This window comes from Pseudomonas sp. RIT288 (genome assembly GCF_000631985.1).
Taxonomy (GTDB): Bacteria; Pseudomonadota; Gammaproteobacteria; order Pseudomonadales; family Pseudomonadaceae; genus Aquipseudomonas.
The window spans coordinates 36,706-54,701 of the sequence record NZ_JFYN01000018.1; the positions used below are offsets into that span (position 1 = coordinate 36,706).

13 protein-coding genes are annotated in these 17,996 nt (G+C 60.3%); 6 read left to right on the forward strand and 7 right to left on the reverse strand.

Translation table 11 applies throughout. The annotated features are described in order from the left end of the window. Nucleotides 1–18 precede the first annotated feature (18 nt). Entirely contained in the window at nt 19–1,320 is a 1,302-nt protein-coding gene (locus BW33_RS16915; RefSeq protein ID WP_047600125.1) for an MFS transporter, read from the forward strand. 228 nt (nt 1,321–1,548) lie between these two features. Here the strand turns inward: BW33_RS16915 and BW33_RS16920 are convergent, their stop codons facing one another. Next, a complete protein-coding gene (locus BW33_RS16920; RefSeq protein WP_003226583.1) occupies nt 1,549–3,012 on the reverse strand; it encodes a glyceraldehyde-3-phosphate dehydrogenase in 1,464 nt (487 codons plus the stop codon). Between the two features lie 354 nt (nt 3,013–3,366). Between BW33_RS16920 and mfd the strand changes: the two genes are divergently transcribed. From mfd to BW33_RS16935, 3 genes are read left to right on the forward strand one after another with little or no spacing between them, the layout of a single operon-like run. Next, complete coding sequence (gene mfd / locus BW33_RS16925) at nt 3,367–6,816, forward strand: transcription-repair coupling factor (RefSeq protein ID WP_047600126.1); 3,450 nt, start codon at nt 3,367–3,369, stop codon at nt 6,814–6,816. A 10-nt stretch (nt 6,817–6,826) separates the two neighbouring features. After that, nucleotides 6,827–7,393, forward strand: coding sequence for a CsiV family protein (locus tag BW33_RS16930; protein WP_047600127.1), 567 nt, complete (start codon nt 6,827–6,829; stop codon nt 7,391–7,393). 11 nt (nt 7,394–7,404) lie between these two features. Further along, nucleotides 7,405–10,095: a DEAD/DEAH box helicase gene (locus BW33_RS16935; protein WP_047600128.1), complete on the forward strand. Its 2,691-nt coding sequence runs from the start codon at nt 7,405–7,407 to the stop codon at nt 10,093–10,095. Nucleotides 10,096–10,221: 126 nt separating this feature from the next. Here the strand turns inward: BW33_RS16935 and BW33_RS16940 are convergent, their stop codons facing one another. The 3 genes from BW33_RS16940 to BW33_RS16950 all read right to left on the reverse strand — a co-directional run bounded on the left by BW33_RS16940 (nt 10,222) and on the right by BW33_RS16950 (nt 12,849). Continuing rightward, nucleotides 10,222–10,959 carry an S-methyl-5'-thioinosine phosphorylase gene (locus BW33_RS16940; protein ID WP_047600129.1) on the reverse strand — a complete coding sequence of 246 codons (738 nt, stop codon included), beginning with the start codon at nt 10,957–10,959 and terminating at the stop codon, nt 10,222–10,224. Nucleotides 10,960–10,972: 13 nt separating this feature from the next. Continuing rightward, a complete protein-coding gene (gene nagZ, locus BW33_RS16945; protein WP_047600130.1) occupies nt 10,973–11,983 on the reverse strand; it encodes a beta-N-acetylhexosaminidase in 1,011 nt (336 codons plus the stop codon). A 158-nt stretch (nt 11,984–12,141) separates the two neighbouring features. Next, nucleotides 12,142–12,849: a TetR/AcrR family transcriptional regulator gene (locus BW33_RS16950; RefSeq protein WP_007961819.1), complete on the reverse strand. Its 708-nt coding sequence runs from the start codon at nt 12,847–12,849 to the stop codon at nt 12,142–12,144. A gap of 229 nt (nt 12,850–13,078) precedes the next feature. Between BW33_RS16950 and lexA the strand changes: the two genes are divergently transcribed. Both lexA and sulA read left to right on the forward strand, forming a co-directional pair. Further along, nucleotides 13,079–13,687, forward strand: coding sequence for a transcriptional repressor LexA (lexA, locus tag BW33_RS16955; protein ID WP_003226590.1), 609 nt, complete (start codon nt 13,079–13,081; stop codon nt 13,685–13,687). A gap of 10 nt (nt 13,688–13,697) precedes the next feature. Beyond that, nucleotides 13,698–14,171, forward strand: coding sequence for an SOS-induced cell division inhibitor SulA (sulA, locus tag BW33_RS16960; RefSeq protein ID WP_047600131.1), 474 nt, complete (start codon nt 13,698–13,700; stop codon nt 14,169–14,171). A 97-nt stretch (nt 14,172–14,268) separates the two neighbouring features. On the opposite strand, the gene BW33_RS16965 is transcribed toward sulA, so the two are convergent. From BW33_RS16965 to topA, 3 genes are all read right to left on the reverse strand, one after another. Then, nucleotides 14,269–14,502, reverse strand: a complete 234-nt coding sequence (locus tag BW33_RS16965) for a hypothetical protein (protein WP_003226592.1) — start codon at nt 14,500–14,502, stop codon at nt 14,269–14,271. 106 nt (nt 14,503–14,608) lie between these two features. Further along, nucleotides 14,609–15,133 (reverse strand): DUF6586 family protein, encoded by a 525-nt coding sequence (locus tag BW33_RS16970; RefSeq protein ID WP_047600132.1) that lies wholly within the window; start codon nt 15,131–15,133, stop codon nt 14,609–14,611. A 144-nt stretch (nt 15,134–15,277) separates the two neighbouring features. Beyond that, nucleotides 15,278–17,908 carry a type I DNA topoisomerase gene (topA, locus tag BW33_RS16975; RefSeq protein ID WP_047600133.1) on the reverse strand — a complete coding sequence of 877 codons (2,631 nt, stop codon included), beginning with the start codon at nt 17,906–17,908 and terminating at the stop codon, nt 15,278–15,280. Nucleotides 17,909–17,996: the final 88 nt, after the last annotated feature.

The window sequence follows — 17,996 nt, forward strand, 5'->3', positions numbered from 1 at the left end:
AACAGAGAGTACGAACCAATGTCCTCGACCACGGGCAAAGGCAAAGCGATTTTTCGCGTTGTCAGCGGCAATTTTCTCGAGATGTTCGACTTTATGGTCTATGGCTTCTACGCCACGGCCATCGCCAAAACCTTTTTCCCGGCCGACAGCGCCTTCGCTTCCCTGATGCTTTCCCTGGCCACCTTCGGTGCCGGCTTCCTGATGCGTCCGCTGGGCGCGATCTTCCTTGGTGCCTACATTGACCGTCACGGTCGTCGCCAGGGTCTGATCATCACCCTTGCGCTGATGGCCGCCGGCACGATCCTGATTGCCTGCGTGCCGGGCTATGCCACCCTTGGTGTCGCCGCGCCGTTGATCGTGCTGTTCGGTCGCTTGCTGCAAGGCTTCTCGGCAGGCGTCGAGCTGGGCGGTGTTTCGGTGTACTTGGCGGAGATCGCCACGCCGGGCCGCAAAGGCTTTTTCGTCAGTTGGCAGTCCGCCAGCCAGCAAGCGGCGGTGGTGTTCGCCGGCCTGCTCGGGGTTGGCCTCAACCACTGGCTGAGCCCTGAACAAATGGGTGACTGGGGCTGGCGCGTGCCGTTCCTGATCGGCTGCATGATCGTTCCGGTGATCTTCATCATTCGTCGTTCGCTGGAAGAAACCCCGGAATTCCAGGCGCGCAAACATCGCCCTACCCTGCGGGAAATCGTCCGCTCGATCGGTCAGAACTTTGGCATCGTCATCGCCGGCATGGCGCTGGTGGTGATGACTACGGTTTCGTTCTACCTGATCACTGCCTACACCCCGACCTTCGGCAAGGCTGAACTGCATCTGTCGGACCTTGACGCGCTGCTGGTGACCGTGTGCATTGGTCTGTCGAACTTCTTCTGGCTGCCGGTGATGGGCGCGGTGTCCGACAAGATCGGGCGTAAACCCCTACTGCTGGCGGCGACCCTTCTGGCGATCCTGACTGCTTATCCGGCGCTGTCGTGGCTGGTGGCGAACCCGAGCTTCAGTCATTTGCTGATCGTCGAACTCTGGTTGTCGTTCCTGTACGGCTCGTACAACGGCGCGATGGTGGTGGCCCTGACCGAAATCATGCCGGTGGAAGTGCGCACTACGGGGTTCTCGCTGGCTTACAGCCTGGCGACGGCGACCTTTGGCGGGTTTACCCCGGCAGCCTGTACTTATCTGATTCATGTACTGGACAACAAGGCTGCGCCGGGTATCTGGCTCAGTGGTGCGGCGGTGCTGGGGCTGATTGCGACGTTGGTGCTGTTCCGCGGCAACAAACATGAGCTGCGGACTGCGCAAGCGGCTGTGGCAGGTGGCGCCCGATAGGACGCCATCGCTGGCAGGCCAGCTCCCACAGGGGATTTGTGAACGACACAGATCCCCTTCTGGCACTAAATTTCTAAATGACCTTAAAGAAAAGATCGCAGCCTTCGGCAGCTCCTGCAGGATCAAATGCGATCCCCTGCAGGAGCTGCCGAAGGCTGCGATCTTTTGATCTTCTCCAAACAAAAACGCCCCGACCTAAGTCGGGGCGTATTCATTTGCAGCCAAGGCTTAGCGCGGGAACGCTGGCGGGTTTACACCGGCCATGTCTTCCATCACGCGAACCACCTGGCAGCTGTAGCCGAACTCGTTGTCGTACCAGACGTACAGAACAACGCGGTTGTCCTGAACGATGGTCGCTTCAGCATCGACCACACCGGCGTGACGCGAGCCCACGAAGTCAGTGGACACCACTTCCTGCGAGTTGACGAAGTCGATTTGCTTGTGCAGATCGGAGTGCAGCGCCATGTAGCGCAGGTACTCGTTCATCTCTTCACGGCTGGCGGCTTTCTCAAGATTCAGGTTAAGAATGGCCATCGACACGTTTGGCGTCGGAACGCGGATCGCGTTACCGGTCAGCTTGCCGGCCAGCTCAGGCAGGGCCTTGGCAGCAGCGGTGGCAGCACCGGTCTCGGTGATCACCATGTTCAGCGCGGCGGAACGGCCACGGCGATCGCCCTTGTGGAAGTTGTCGATCAGGTTCTGGTCGTTGGTGTACGAGTGAACGGTTTCGACGTGACCGTTGATGATGCCGAACTTGTCATTCACAGCTTTCAGCACCGGCACGATGGCGTTGGTGGTGCAGGAAGCGGCGGACACGATCTTGTCGTCAGCGGTGATTTCGTTGTGGTTGATACCGTGAACGATGTTCTTCAGTTTGCCTTTGCCAGGCGCGGTCAGAACAACGCGAGCGACACCCGGGCATTGCAGGTGCTGGCCCAGGCCATCGGCGTCACGCCATACACCGGTGTTGTCCACCAGCAGCGCGTCTTTGATGCCGTACTGGGTGTAATCCACCTCGGTCGGGTTCTTCGCATAGATCACCTGGATCAGGTTACCGTTGGCGGTGATGGTGTTGTTTTCTTCGTCGATGACGATGGTGCCGTTGAACGGGCCGTGTACCGAATCGCGACGCAGCAGGCTGGCGCGCTTGGTCAGGTCGTTTTCGGCGCCCTTGCGCACGACGATGGCACGCAGACGCAGACCGTCGCCACCACCGGTTTTCTCGATCAGGATGCGCGCCAGCAGACGGCCGATACGACCGAAGCCGTACAGCACAACGTCAGTGCCTTTGCGGGCCGAAGCGTTTTGCTGACCAACCACGTCAGCCAGTTCTTCACGCACGAACTGCTCGGCGCTGCGGCCATTGCCTTCGCTGCGGAATTTGAACGCCAACTTGCCCAGGTCTACCGAAGCCGCGCCGAGCTTGAGCTCGCTCATGGCTTTAAGCAGAGGGAATGTTTCGTGGACGGAGAGTTCGCTATCGTCGGAGGAACGGTGGCGAGCAAAGCGGTGAGCTTTGAGAATCGCGATGACAGACTGGTTGATCAGGCTGCGGCCATAGATCGAGCTCACCACGTTGTTATTGCGGTAGAGCTGACCGATAAGCGGAATCATCGCTTCTGCGAGTGCTTCACGGTCGATCCATTCACCAAGACACTGGTCGGGCTTCTGAGTCACGGGAACCTTCCACATGTAGGGGCAGAAAAAAGGGGCTACATTATGCCGCCGAGAACCTCTTGTAGCAATGCGCGCTTGTCGCGCAATCGGTAACAAAATTCCGTTCAAAAAAATTACGCCTCGCGCCAGCCCAGTAAAACCGGGGCTTTCAGCGCAGTCAATTTTTCGACGACTGTTAGACGATGTCTGTAACCCTCCGTAACACCAGCCAGTTTCGGCACTACATAACCACTAAAAAAGTGCTCGTTTTTATGGTTACCACTACATTTCGCGTAAACCGCGAAGATAGACGCAGTCTGCAACTGACAGCCGGCACCGGACGCCGCTACAATTACCGACTTTGTCGCAAAGCCTGGAGCTCAACCTTCCGTGCCCGTTCTGCGTCTACCGCTTCTCCCTGCCGCGGCAGGTAAACAGCATTGGGGCAACCTGCCCGGTGCTGCCCTCAGCCTCGCGATTGCCGAGGCTGCCAGCGCTGCCAAGCGCTTCACCCTGCTACTGACCGCCGACAGCCAGAGTGCCGAACGGCTGGAACAGGAGCTGAGTTTCTTCGCCCCGGATTTGCCCGTGCTGCATTTTCCCGACTGGGAAACCCTGCCGTACGATCTGTTCTCGCCGCACCAGGACATCATTTCCCAGCGTATCGCCAGCCTTTATAGACTGCCGGAACTGGCGCACGGCGTGCTGGTGGTGCCAATCACCACCGCCCTGCACCGCCTGGCGCCGACCAGGTTCCTGCTCGGCAGCAGTCTGGTGCTGGATGTCGGGCAGAAGCTCGATGTCGAACAGATGCGCGCGCGGCTCGAAGCCAGCGGCTATCGCTACGTCGATACGGTTTACGAACACGGCGAGTTCACCGTACGCGGTGCGCTGATCGACCTGTTCCCGATGGGCAGCAAACTGCCCTATCGCATCGACCTGTTCGACGACGAAATCGAAACCCTGCGCACTTTCGACCCGGAAAACCAGCGCTCCATCGACAAGGTCGAATCGGTAAAGCTGCTGCCGGCCCGAGAATTTCCGCTGCAGAAAGATGCGGTGACCCGCTTCAAGGCGCGGTTCCGCGAGCGTTTCGATGTCGACTTCCGGCGCTGCCCGATCTTCCAGGACTTGAGCAGCGGTATCACCCCGGCCGGCATTGAGTACTACCTGCCGCTGTTCTTCGATGAAACGTCGACGCTGTTCGATTACCTGCCGCAGGACACTCAAGTGTTCTCGCTGCCGGGCATCGAACAAGCGGCAGAAAATTTCTGGAACGATGTGCGCAATCGCTACGAAGAGCGCCGCGTCGATCCATCCCGTCCTCTATTGCCGCCAGCGGAATTGTTCCTGCCGGTGGAAGACTGCTTCGCCCGCCTCAAGAGCTGGCCACGGGTAGTCGCCAGTCAGCAGGACGTCGAATCCGGTGCCGGCCGCGAGCGCTTCCCGGCGCAAGCGCTGCCGAACCTGGCGATCGAAGCCAAGGCCACACAACCGCTGGCGGCGCTCTCGGCGTTCCTCGACGAATTCCCCGGACGCGTGCTGTTCACCGCCGAATCCGCGGGCCGGCGTGAAGTCCTGCTGGAACTGCTGGAGCGTCTGAAGCTGCGGCCGAAAACCGTCGACAGCTGGCCGGACTTCGTTTCGAGCAAGGATCGCCTGGCGATCACCATTGCCCCGCTTGACGAAGGCTTGATGCTCGATGACCCGGCGTTGGCGCTGGTGGCGGAGAGTCCGCTGTTCGGTCAGCGGGTGATGCAGCGCCGTCGCCGAGAAAAACGCGCCGACGCCAACAACGATGCGGTGATCAAGAACCTCACCGAACTGCGCGAAGGCGCGCCGGTGGTGCACATCGATCACGGTGTCGGGCGTTATCTGGGCCTGACAATTCTGGAAATCGACAATCAGGCAGCCGAATTCCTCACCCTGGAATACGCCGAGAACGCCAAGCTCTACGTGCCGGTGGCCAACCTGCACCTGATCGCCCGTTACACCGGCAGCGATGACTCACTGGCGCCGCTGCACCGCCTCGGCTCCGAGACCTGGCAGAAAGCCAAGCGCAAAGCCGCCGAACAGGTGCGTGATGTCGCTGCTGAATTGCTCGACATCTATGCCCGTCGCGCCGCGCGCGAAGGCTATGCGTTTGCCGACCCGAAAGCCGATTACGCAACCTTCAGCGCCGGTTTCCCGTTCGAAGAAACCCCGGATCAGCAAGCCACCATCGAAGCCGTGCGCGAAGACATGCTCGCGCCTAAGCCGATGGATCGCCTGGTCTGCGGCGACGTCGGTTTCGGCAAGACCGAAGTGGCGATGCGCGCCGCGTTCATCGCCGTGCACGGCGGGCGTCAGGTAGCGATTCTGGTGCCGACCACCCTGCTCGCCCAGCAACATTACAACAGCTTCCGCGACCGCTTCGCCGACTGGCCGGTGACCGTGGAAGTGATGAGCCGCTTCAAGTCGGCCAAGGAAGTCAACGCGGCGATTGCCGATCTGGCGGAAGGCAAGATCGACATCGTCATCGGCACGCACAAGCTGCTGTCCGACGATGTGAAGATCAAAAACCTTGGTCTGGTGATCATCGACGAAGAACACCGTTTCGGTGTCCGACAGAAAGAACAGCTCAAGGCCCTGCGCAGCGAAGTCGACATTCTCACCCTGACCGCCACGCCGATTCCGCGCACGCTGAACATGGCGGTGTCGGGCATGCGCGATCTGTCGATCATCGCCACGCCGCCGGCGCGCCGCCTGTCGGTACGCACCTTCGTCATGGAGCAGAACAAGAGCACGGTCAAAGAGGCCCTGCTGCGTGAACTGCTGCGCGGTGGTCAGGTTTACTACCTGCACAACGACGTGAAGACCATCGAGAAGTGCGCGGCGGATCTCGCCGAACTGGTGCCGGAAGCACGGATCGGCATCGGCCACGGGCAGATGCGCGAACGCGAACTCGAACAGGTGATGAGCGACTTCTATCACAAGCGCTTCAACGTGCTGATCGCCTCGACCATCATCGAGACCGGCATCGACGTGCCGAGCGCCAACACCATCATCATCGAGCGCGCCGACAAGTTCGGTCTGGCGCAATTGCACCAGTTGCGCGGACGCGTCGGCCGCAGTCACCACCAGGCTTACGCGTACCTGCTGACGCCGCCGCGCCAGCAAATCACTGCCGATGCGGAAAAGCGTCTGGAAGCGATTGCCAACACCCAGGATCTCGGCGCCGGTTTCGTCCTGGCGACCAACGACCTGGAAATCCGTGGCGCCGGCGAACTGCTGGGCGATGGTCAGAGTGGGCAGATTCAGGCCGTGGGCTTCACGCTCTACATGGAAATGCTCGAACGCGCGGTGAAGTCGATCCGCAAAGGCGAGCAGCCGAACCTCGATCAACCGCTCGGCGGTGGCCCGGAGGTCAACCTGCGCGTGCCGGCGCTGATTCCGGAAGACTATCTGCCGGACGTTCACGCCCGCCTGATTCTTTACAAGCGCATCGCTTCGGCCACCGACGAGGAAGGCCTGAAGGATCTGCAAGTGGAGATGATCGACCGTTTCGGTCTGCTGCCGGAGCCGACCAAGAATCTGGTGCGCATCACTGCGCTGAAGTTGCAGGCCGAACAGCTGGGCATCAAGAAAGTCGACGGCGGTCCTCAGGGTGGGCGTATCGAGTTCGCCGCACAGACGCCAGTCGATCCGATGACCTTGATCAAACTGATCCAGACTCAGCCAAAACGCTACAAATTCGAAGGCGCCACGATGTTCAAGTTCCAGGTGCCGATGGAACGCCCGGAAGAGCGCTTTAATACTGTAGAGGCGCTGTTCGAGCGCCTCCTCCCGAAAACTGTTTGAAGGACGCCGCATGCGCCTGTTTCGCTCACTGACTTTGCTACTTGCTTTAGTAGCCCCTTCGGTTTTCGCCGATGACCTGTATCAGGTCGAAATGATTCTGGTGCGCCAGAACGCCGTGCCGGCTATCGTCAGCCGCGCCGCCCCGGAAGACTGGGCCGCCGGCGCTCAACGTCTGGGCGATGACAGCCTGCGCACACCTGCGCTCGGCGACGTTGCCAGCAAACTCAGCGCCAGCGGTGATTACAGCGTGCTGATGCACAAGGCCTGGCAGCAGCCCCTCGGCGAAGCGCCGACCAAGGTGGCCGTCAGCGACGGCAAGGAACAGTTCGGCCAGTTCCCGATCGAGGGCACTCTGGAAATGAAACTCGGGCGTTTCACCGACGTGAACGCCGATTTCTGGGTCAACCAGATCGACGCCAACGGCATGGTCACCGCCAGCGAACGCCTGAAGCAGGACAGCCACACCAAAAACGGCCAGCTCAACTATCTCGACAATGGCCACCTGGCGCTGCTGATCAAGATCACTTCCCTGACGGCGCCCGCCCCACGGCAAGCCCCTGAAGCGATTCCGGACTGATCGAAGTCCTTATGTCCCCGCCCCTGAGCAAACCGTTGGCACCTTCCTGGGTCAGCCGATTCAAGGAACAGAGCCTGGAGCGTGGCCGCCGCTACGCCCTGGAGAACCGGGTACGCATCGCGCAGGTGGGCGATGCGACCATCACCGCCAGTTGCGAAGGCTCTGGCGGTAACGTCTACCGTCAGACCATTCACTTGCGCGAGTCAGCCAAAGGCACCCTGCTACTGGTTGACGCCACCTGTACCTGCCCGGTGCGCAACAACTGTAAACACTGCGCTGCGGTGCTGCTGCAAGTGCAGGAAACCCTCGAATACCCTGCCGCCGCCAAAGACGCCGAACTGCTGGAAAAGCTCCAGGCCGTATTGGAGAACCGTAGCCCCAAAGCGCCGCCGCAAGTGCTGGTGGACAACGTGCAACCGTTGCCGCGGCTATGGCTGGCCAGCGTCGAGTTCAGTGCGTTCGAACCGCGCAACGGCAAGATGCAGCGCTACATCCAGCATCGCGCCGCGCTGTCGTTCAGTTATCTGGATGAATACGTCAGCGGACAGAAAAACAGCGACATCCTGATTCGTCAGGAAACCCAGAGCCTGCGGATAAAACGCCACCCTGAAGTCGAACAATCCTACCGCGAACAGTTACGCATCCTCGGCTTTCGCATCGCCACGCGTCAGAGCAAAGCGCTGCCGGAAAGCGCTGGCGAGCTGTACGAGATGGTCAACGACAGCGCGTGGCTGACGTTCACCCTCAACGAATTGCCGAAGCTGCGCACCCAAGGCTGGGAATTGCAGATCGACGAGGAATTCGGTTTCGACCTGACCGCCGTCGACGACTGGTACGCCACCGTCGAACAGGCGCCGGAGCGCGACTGGTTCGATCTGGAATTGGGGATCATCGTCAATGGCGAACGCCTGAGCCTGCTACCGATCCTGCTTAACCTGATGCGCTCGCACGCGGAAATCCTCAACCCGGAACGCCTGGCGCGGCGACGCGATGACGAGCTGATTCTGGTCAATATTCCGCAACGCAACAGTGAGCACGGGCCACTGCAAGTGGCGCTGCCCCTTGGGCGACTGAAACCGGTACTGGCGACGCTGGGCGAGTTCTACCTGCAGGAGCCGGGCGAAACCACCCTGCGCCTGAGCAAGGCCGACGCCACGCGGCTCAACTCGCTGGAAGGCCTTCCCCTGCTGTGGGAGGGTGGCGAACAGATTCGCAGTTTCGCCCAACGCCTGCGCGACATCCGCGACTACAGTGCACAAGCGCCGAAGGGCTTGAACGCGACGCTGCGCCCCTATCAACTCGAAGGTTTGAGCTGGATGCAGTCCCTGCGTCAGCTTGAGGTCGGCGGGATTCTGGCGGACGACATGGGTCTGGGTAAAACCCTACAGACCCTGGCGCATATTCTCAGTGAGAAAAACGCCGGACGCCTGGATCGGCCGTGCATGGTGGTAATGCCCACCAGCCTGATCCCGAACTGGCTCGACGAGGCTGCGCACTTCACGCCGCAACTGAAAGTGGTCGCGCTGTACGGTGCCGCCCGCAAAAAGCATTTCGAGCATCTGGCCGGCTTCGACCTGATCCTCACCACCTATGCACTGCTGCCCAAGGACGTCGAACGGCTGGCACAACAGCCGTTGCACGTTCTGGTGCTCGACGAAGCGCAGTACATCAAGAACCCCAACAGCAAGGCCGCGCAAGCCGCTCGCGAACTCAACGCACGCCAGCGCCTGTGCCTGAGTGGCACACCACTGGAAAACCACTTGGGTGAGTTGTGGTCGCTGTTCCATTTTCTGCTGCCGGGCTGGCTCGGCGATGTCAAAAGCTTCAATGCCGACTACCGCGTGCCGATCGAAAAACGCGCCAGCGAAGTCAGGCTGCAGCACCTCAATGGGCGGATAAAACCGTTTCTGCTGCGCCGCACCAAGGAACAAGTGGCCACCGAACTGCCGCCCAAGACCGAGATCATCCACTGGGTCGATCTCAACGAAGCCCAGCGCGACGTGTACGAAACCATGCGTCTGGCGATGGACAAGAAAGTCCGTGACGAGATCACTCGCAAGGGCGTGGCGCGCAGCCAGATCATTATTCTTGAAGCCTTGCTCAAGCTGCGTCAGGTCTGCTGCGACCTGCGCCTGGTCAACGACGCTACCCTGCCCGCCCGTGGCAGCACCTCGGGCAAGCTCGATAGCCTCATGGAAATGCTCGAAGAGCTGTTCGAGGAAGGCCGGCGGATTCTGTTGTTTTCGCAGTTCACCTCGATGCTGTCACTGATCGAAGATGAACTGAAGAAACGCAACGTGGCCTACGCCTTGCTGACCGGCCAGACCCGCGATCGGCGCACGCCGGTGAAGGAATTCCAGAGCGGCAAGCGTCAGATCTTTCTGATCAGCCTGAAGGCCGGCGGCGTCGGCTTGAACCTGACCGAAGCGGACACGGTGATCCATTACGATCCGTGGTGGAACCCGGCGACCGAGAATCAGGCAACCGACCGCGCGTATCGAATCGGCCAGGAGAAACCGGTGTTCGTCTACAAGATGATTGCTCGTGGCACGGTGGAAGAGAAGATTCAGCACCTGCAGAAGGAAAAGTCTGACCTGGCAGCGGGCGTGCTGGATGGGCGCAAGGCCGGGGACTGGAAACTGCAGAGCGATGATATCGAGGCGCTGTTTGCGCCGTTGCCGGACAAGTTCGACAAGCGTTGAGATTTGCGTTACCAGACCGATCGCAATCGCGAGCAGGCTCACGCCTACAATTGATCTGTGGTGTTCACAAATCTTTTGTAGGCGTGAGCCTGCTCGCGATGCAGTCGACGCGGTGCAAAGCCCGGATCAGCCCTTGAGCACCCGCGCCAACGTCGATTTCACCTTGCCCATGCCGTCATGCAGCGCCTGCTCGATCTCGGCCATGGTGATCACCGCCGTGGTCTTGCCCGCTGCCGGATTCACCACCAGCGACAGGCAGGCGTAATCCAGATCCAGCTCACGGGCCAGTGCCGCTTCCGGCATGCCGGTCATGCCGACGATGTCGCAGCCATCACGTTCCAGACGCACGATCTCGGCGACCGTTTCCAGACGCGGGCCCTGAGTGCAGGCGTAGACGCCTTGATCACTGTATTCGCAGCCTTCGGCAGCCAGCGCGGCGATCAGTTGCTGACGCAGCGGCTCGCTGTAAGGGAAACTGAAGTCGATGTGGGTGACGTGCTCCAGATCATCGGCGAAAAACGTGTGCTCGCGACCGCTGGTGTAATCGACGATCTGATGCGGCACGCAAAAATGGCCGGTGCCCATGGCCGGATGAATCCCGCCCACAGCATTGACCGCGATGATCGCCTCGGCGCCGGCCTGCTTCAGCGCCCAGAGGTTGGCGCGGTAGTTGACCTTGTGCGGCGGGAAACGGTGCGGATGGCCGTGACGGGCGAGGAACAACACTTCCTTGCCGGCGTATTCGCCGATCTGCACTTCAGCCGACGGCGCGCCGTAGGGCGTATCCACCGCCAACGACTGACGAATGCTCAAGCCTTCGAGCTGAGTCAGGCCGGTGCCACCGATGATTGCGTAAACCGTCATAACGAATGAGTCCTTAATCGATCAATTGAGCATCTTTTAGCGCGCCGATGGCGGTGAGCCAACGCGGATCCTGGCGGTAATCGGTACTGGCGAACGCCTGCCCGCGCATCCGCGCAATGCGCGCGGACGGCTTGACCTTCATCCGTTGCGCAGCACTCAGAGCCAGTTCGGCCGCAGCACGGTCGTTGCACACCAGGCCCATGTCGCAACCGGCGCTGAGCGCAGCTTCAATCCGACTGGCGGCGTCGCCGACCACATGGGCGCCAGCCATCGACAGGTCGTCACTGAAGATCACGCCGTCGAACTGCAACTCGCCGCGCAAAATGTCCTGCAACCAGCGGCGGGAGAACCCGGCCGGCTGCGAATCGACTTGCGGATAGATGACGTGCGCCGGCATGACCGCCGCGAGCTGCTTGCTGAGTCTGGCGAACGGCACGAGGTCGTTGGCGCGGATCTCGTCGAGGCTGCGCTCGTCATTCGGGATCGCGACGTGGGAGTCGGCTTCAGCCCAACCGTGACCGGGGAAATGCTTGCCGGTAGCGGCCATGCCCGCGCTATTCATACCGCGAATGAAGGCACCGGCGAGCAACGCGGCGCGCTCGGGATCACCCTCGAACGAACGGGTGCCAACCACGGCGCTGCGCTGGTAATCCAGATCCAGCACCGGGGCGAAACTCAGGTCGAGGCCGACCCCGAGCACTTCGGTGGCCATGATCCAGCCGCATTGTTCGGCGAGGTATTCGGCGTTCGGGTTGTCGGCAATGGCGCGCATGGCCGGCAGGCGCACGAAGCCCTGACGCAGGCGCTGCACGCGACCGCCCTCCTGATCGACCGCCAGCAGCAGATCCGGGCGAACCGCGCGGATGGCTGCGCTCAACTCACGCACCTGGCGCGGATGCTCGATGTTGCGCGCGAAAATGATCAGGCCGCCCACTTCGGGTTGACGCAACAATTGGCGATCTTCGGCCGTCAGCCAGGTACCGGCGACGTCCACCATCAACGAGCCTTGCAGGCCAGCAGTCATAGAGATTCCTTGAAAACGAAAAACCCGATCCGCACGACATCGCCACTGAGGGCGGTGCCCGGCAGGTTGGCAATGTTGATCGGGAACGGGTTCAGAACGAGAGTCGGCATGGGCGGCTAGCTTAGCGGATACAAGCAGCCGCGCCCACCCGTGCGCGGTTAAACCTTGGCGGCCACCGGAGTCGATTTGCTGCGCGGGCGAAGTTGCGCAGTCGCCATCGCCGGGTCGGTGACACCGGTTTCGGCGCGCATGCCAGCGGCAAGGAACGGCACCATCAGACGCATCACCTGTTCGATCGAGGTGTTGACGCCGAAATCGGTCTCGGCAATCGCGCGCAAGGCCTTGATCCCGGACATGCTGAACGCCGCAGCACCGAGCATGAAGTGCACGCGCCAGAACAGCTCGATAGGCGGAATGCGCGGAGCCGCTTCGTTGACCAGCAGCATGTAGCGGCGGAACACCTTGCCGTACATGTCTTCCAGATAACGACGCAGGTGACCCTGGCTTTGGCTGAACGCGAGGCCGAGCAAGCGCATGAAGATCGACAGGTCGTTACCGCTGCGTGGCTGCACCACAAGCGCCTGCTCGACGAGAATCTCCAGCAGCTCTTCAAGAGTCGGCTTGTTTTCAGGCTTGGCCTGACGCCGCTCCAGCTCCTTGTCGAGGCTGATGCAGAACGGCCCGAGGAAGCGCGAGAAAACCGCCTGGATCAGCGCTTTCTTGGAGCCGAAATGATAATTCACCGCCGCCAGGTTTACCCCGGCCTTGCTGGTGATCAAACGCAATGAGGTTTCGGCGAAACCTTTCTCCGCGAACAACTGCTCGGCAGCATCAAGAATGCGTTCAACGGTTTCCGACTGGGCCATGGCTACTCCGCCTGACAAACACTTGTTTGAAACATACGTTTCAGCCCAAGCCTTGTCAAGCCTGCCAGTTCGTTTTGGGAATGGTCGGTCAGCTATTTAACCACACTCGCCCGGCGCATTAATAAGCACGACAACCGACCGTCCGGCGGCCTGCAAAAAAACGGGCATTGCCAAGACCGCTTCACTGTATATAATCCCAGTCACTGTATAAAAAGACAGAGCGATCAATATGCTAAAGCTGACGCCACGCCAAGCCGAGATTCTGGCCTTCATCAAACGCTGCCTCGAAGACAACGGCTACCCGCCAACCCGCGCGGAAATCGCTCAGGAACTGGGTTTCAAGTCGCCCAACGCGGCGGAAGAACACCTCAAGGCCCTGGCCCGCAAAGGCGCCATCGAGATGACCCCGGGCGCCTCCCGCGGCATTCGCATCCCGGGCTTCGAGGCCAAGGCTGACGACTCTACCCTGCCGATCATTGGCCGGGTCGCTGCCGGCGCACCGATCCTCGCCCAACAGCACATCGAAGAATCCTGCAACATCAACCCGGCTTTCTTCCACCCTCGCGCTGATTACCTGCTGCGCGTGCACGGCATGAGCATGAAGGACATCGGCATTTTCGACGGTGACCTGCTGGCGGTTCATACCACCCGTGAAGCACGCAATGGCCAGGTTGTCGTGGCACGTATCGGCGATGAAGTGACGGTCAAGCGCTTCAAGCGCGAAGGCAGCAAAGTCTGGCTGATTGCCGAAAACCCCGAGTTCGCCCCTATCGAAGTCGACCTGAAAGATCAGGAACTGGTGATCGAAGGCTTGAGTGTCGGCGTAATCCGCCGCTAAAGGAGGCTTTATGCAGTTCCCACACGCACCTCAGCAAACACAACTGCCTTTATTCGAAGCGTTTCTTGCACAACCGATGGCACCGATCCTGAAAGATGTGGTCGAGCGCCCATGGATTGCCGAACCTGAAGTATTCAGTGAACTGTCACTGCGCGGCGCGGCCGGGAACTGTCTGAACCTGCTGGCTCCGATCCTTCGCGAACTGAGCGAGGATCAGGATGCTCGCTGGCTGACGCTGATCGCCCCTCCAGCCAGCCTGACCCAGATCTGGCTGCGAGAGGCCGGCCTGAACCGTGAACGCATTCTGCTGCTGCAACCTCGTGGTGCGCAAAGCGCTCAGCAACTGGCCTGCGAAGCACTGCGCCTGGGTCGTAGCCATACGGTGGTAACCTGGCTCAATCCGCTGAACACAAGTTCACGGCAACAACTGATCAGTGCAGCCCGCACGGGCGACGCTCAGAGCCTGAACATTCGATTGGGTTGATTCACTTGTAACGCGCGCTGTGTGAAGCGCATGGCTTCTCCAGGGACAGAGAAGCCGACTTGATGCGGTTGCGGCAAGCGCCTCAAAGCAGCGAGGATCAATGAAGAACCCGCGGCCCTTCTTCCTTATCAAATTCGCCTTCGACCATACGACCGGCCATCTGTACGCCGACGCTCAACATCGCCTTGGCGATTTCCACGTGCTGGCCTTGCAGGAACGCCTTGGCATCCTCGGAGAAATCCAGAGTCACCAGAGAACCCTCGTCCTCAGCCCTGCGCAGTTCGATTCGGCCGTCTGGTAGCTCGACAATTTCTAGAAAGGACGTTGGCATATAGGTCTGTTCTCCACGAAAGGCAGGCATTATATAGACATCATTCAGGCTTCGCTCGGGATCTTGACCAGCAGCATGTTTCAGATTGCCACCGTGTCAATGGTCCTCAGCATTCGTTCAAGCCTTCGCGAAAGCGGATGGCCAGACCTTTGAGATGCTGCCGCCAGCTCTCCAGCTCTTCCCGACTCAATTCCTGCGGCGCCTCTTCTTCATCCAGATTAACGGCCTGAATCAATGGCTTCGTCACATCACCCTTGGGCTTGTGTGGCACCCGTGGCGGCTGGAACAACGCCGAGTGCGCCGCCAGCAGTTTCGCCAGCCAGGTTTCAGGGTTACCGGCCAGCTCCACCATCTCGGCCAGCTCAGGGATCGCAATCGATTCCAGGACTTCGCCAGTCAGTAACGCTTCAGCTCGCGATGCATTGGCCTGAGGCAGACGGTAGAAACCGGCGATCTCGTGACACAGTCCCAGAAGCGCGCCATAGAGGTGAAACAACGCTGATTCGCGGCCAGCCTGAATCAACGCCAACGAATTCATCGCCCGCCCCTCTTCGGCGCGAGCCAGAGCCTCCAGCGACAGGCCGGCGAAATAGATCTTCTGATTGGTGCGGGTATAGAGTTCGTGCGCCATGCCGGCAGTCTCCACAGCGAAATAATTGCGTCACACAGACCCGACAGTGTCGTGGATCAACGGATCCGACCGCAAGCACAAAACAAAAAGGCCGCATGAAAACCCGAGGGTCATCATGCGGCCTTTTGTGTATCAGGCTAACGCTTACTCAGCCTTGGCTTTCGTGCGCTTGTCTTCAACAGTCCACTTGCCACCGTCGTAGTAAGCCTTCCAGCCAGTAGGCTTGCCGTCGACCTCGGTCTGCACGTATTGCTCCTTGGTCTTGCGGCTGTAACGAATGACCGCTGGCAGACCATCAGGATCCTTCTGCGGTGCTTCGCAGAGGAAGTGGTACTTCGGATCGATCTCATCCTTGTGCGGCAGAATCTCGATCACCAGCGGAGCACGGGTCTCGCGGTTTTTCGGGAACTGGCTGGCCGCCAGGAACAGGCCGGAAGCACCGTCGCGCAGGATATAGGTGTCGTTGACCTTTTCGCATTTCAGCTCAGGCATCTTCACCGGGTCCATCTTCGGCGGCGCCGCGTCACCGCTCTTCAGCAGTTTGCGGGTGTTCTTGCAGGTCGGATTGGTGCAACCGAAGAACTTGCCAAAACGGCCGGTCTTGAGCTGCATCTCGCTGCCGCACTTGTCGCACTCCAGGCTCGGACCTTCATAGCCCTTGATGCGGTAGTTACCCTCTTCGATTTCGTAGCCGGCGCAATCCGGGTTGTTACCGCAGATGTGCAGCTTGCGCTTCTCATCGAGCAGGTAAGCATCCATCGCCGTGCTGCAGATCGGGCAGCGATGCTTGCCGCGCAGTACCAGCGACTCCGACTCCCCCTCGTCGTCCGCGGCGATCTCGTCGCCCGGCACCAGGTTGACGGTGGCCTTGCAGCGCTCTTTCGGTGGCAGGCTGTAACCCGAGCAACCGAGGAACACGCCGGTCGATGCAGTGCGGATCTGCATCGGGCGACCGCACGTGGTGCATGGAATATCAGTCATGACCGGCTGGTTGGCGCGCATGCCGCTTTCCGGGTTTTCTGCCACTTCGAGCTTTTTCTTGAAGTCGCCGTAGAACTCGTCCAGCACGTTTTTCCAGTCGCGCTCGCCCTGAGCCACATCATCGAGATTCTCTTCCATGCCGGCGGTGAAACCGTAGTCCATGAGGTTCGAGAAGCTCTCCGACAGACGCTCGGTGACGATGTCGCCCATCTTTTCCGAATAGAAACGACGGTTGTGCAGGGTCACATAACCGCGATCCTGAATGGTCGAAATGATCGCCGCATAGGTCGAAGGACGACCGATGCCACGTTTTTCCATTTCTTTCACCAGACTGGCTTCCGAGTAACGGGCCGGTGGTTTGGTGAAGTGCTGCGACGGATCGAGCTTGATCAGCTTCATCGCGTCGCCCTGTGCCATGTCCGGCAGAACATCGTCATCGCCAGGCTTGGCGATCTGCGGCATGACGCGGGTGTAACCGTCGAACTTGAGGATTCGGCCCTTGGCGCGCAGCTCGAAGTCGCCAGCTCCTACGCTGACGGTGGTCGACAGATATTGCGCCGGCAGCATCTGGCAAGCGAGGAACTGGCGCCAGATCAGCTCGTAGAGGCGCTCCGCATCACGCTCCATGCCCGCCAGCTTGCTCGGCGTGGTGTTGGCATCAGACGGACGAATCGCTTCGTGAGCCTCTTGTGCGCCTTCTTTGCTGCTGTAGACGTTCGGCGTTTCCGGCAGGTACTTCTTGCCGAACTCGTCTTCGATGTAAGTGCGCGCCATCGCCACGGCATCAGCCGAGAGGTTGGTCGAATCGGTACGCATATAAGTGATGTAGCCGGCTTCGTAGAGACGCTGGGCCATCATCATGGTTTTCTTCACGCCGAAGCCCAGACGGTTGCTCGCGGCCTGCTGCAGGGTGGACGTGATGAACGGCGCCGACGGCTTGCTGCTGGTCGGCTTGTCTTCGCGCTTGACGATGCTGTAGCTGGAAGACTTGAGCTTCTCCAGCGCAGCCGTGGCCTGAGCCTCGTTGAGCGGCTTGAAGGCTTCGCCCTTCTCGCGCGCCACTTCGAAACGTACGGTCGCCCCCTTGGCGGTGCCGAGATCAGCATGCACTTCCCAGTACTCTTCCGGGTTGAATGCACGAATCTCGCGCTCACGCTCGACCACCAGTTTCACGGCAACCGATTGCACGCGACCGGCCGACAGGCCACGGGCGATCTTGGCCCACAACAGCGGCGAGACCATGTAACCCACAACGCGGTCGAGGAAACGACGCGCCTGCTGGGCATTTACACGATCGATGTCCAGTTCGCCCGGCTCGGAGAAGGCTTCCTGAATCGCCTTCTTGGTGATTTCGTTGAACACCACGCGCTTGTAGCGGCTGTCGTCACCACCGATGGCTTCGCGCAGGTGCCAGGCAATGGCTTCCCCCTCGCGATCCAAGTCGGTTGCGAGATAGATGGTGTCAGCATCCTTGGCGAGCCGGCGCAGCTCTTCGATGACCTTCTCTTTGCCTGGGAGGATCTCGTACTGGGCTTTCCAGCCATGATCGGGATCGACACCCATGCGCGAGACCAGTTGCTTGCGCGCTTTCTCTTTCGGCGTGAGCACCGGCCCTTCGCCCGCGGCGGCCTTGCCGCGCTTGGCGGCTGGCTCTTTGCTGGCGCTAGCCGAACCGCTGGTGGGCAGGTCTCGGATATGGCCGATACTCGACTTCACCACGTATTGGTTGCCCAGATACTTGTTGATGGTCTTGGCCTTAGCCGGGGATTCCACAATGACCAGCGATTTGCCCATGGATCAGAAAATTCCTGAATTCTAGAAGTGAAAGGCGGTTGGCGCCTGACGCGGCACCGCTATATATAGTGGCTACAAGGTGAGGTCA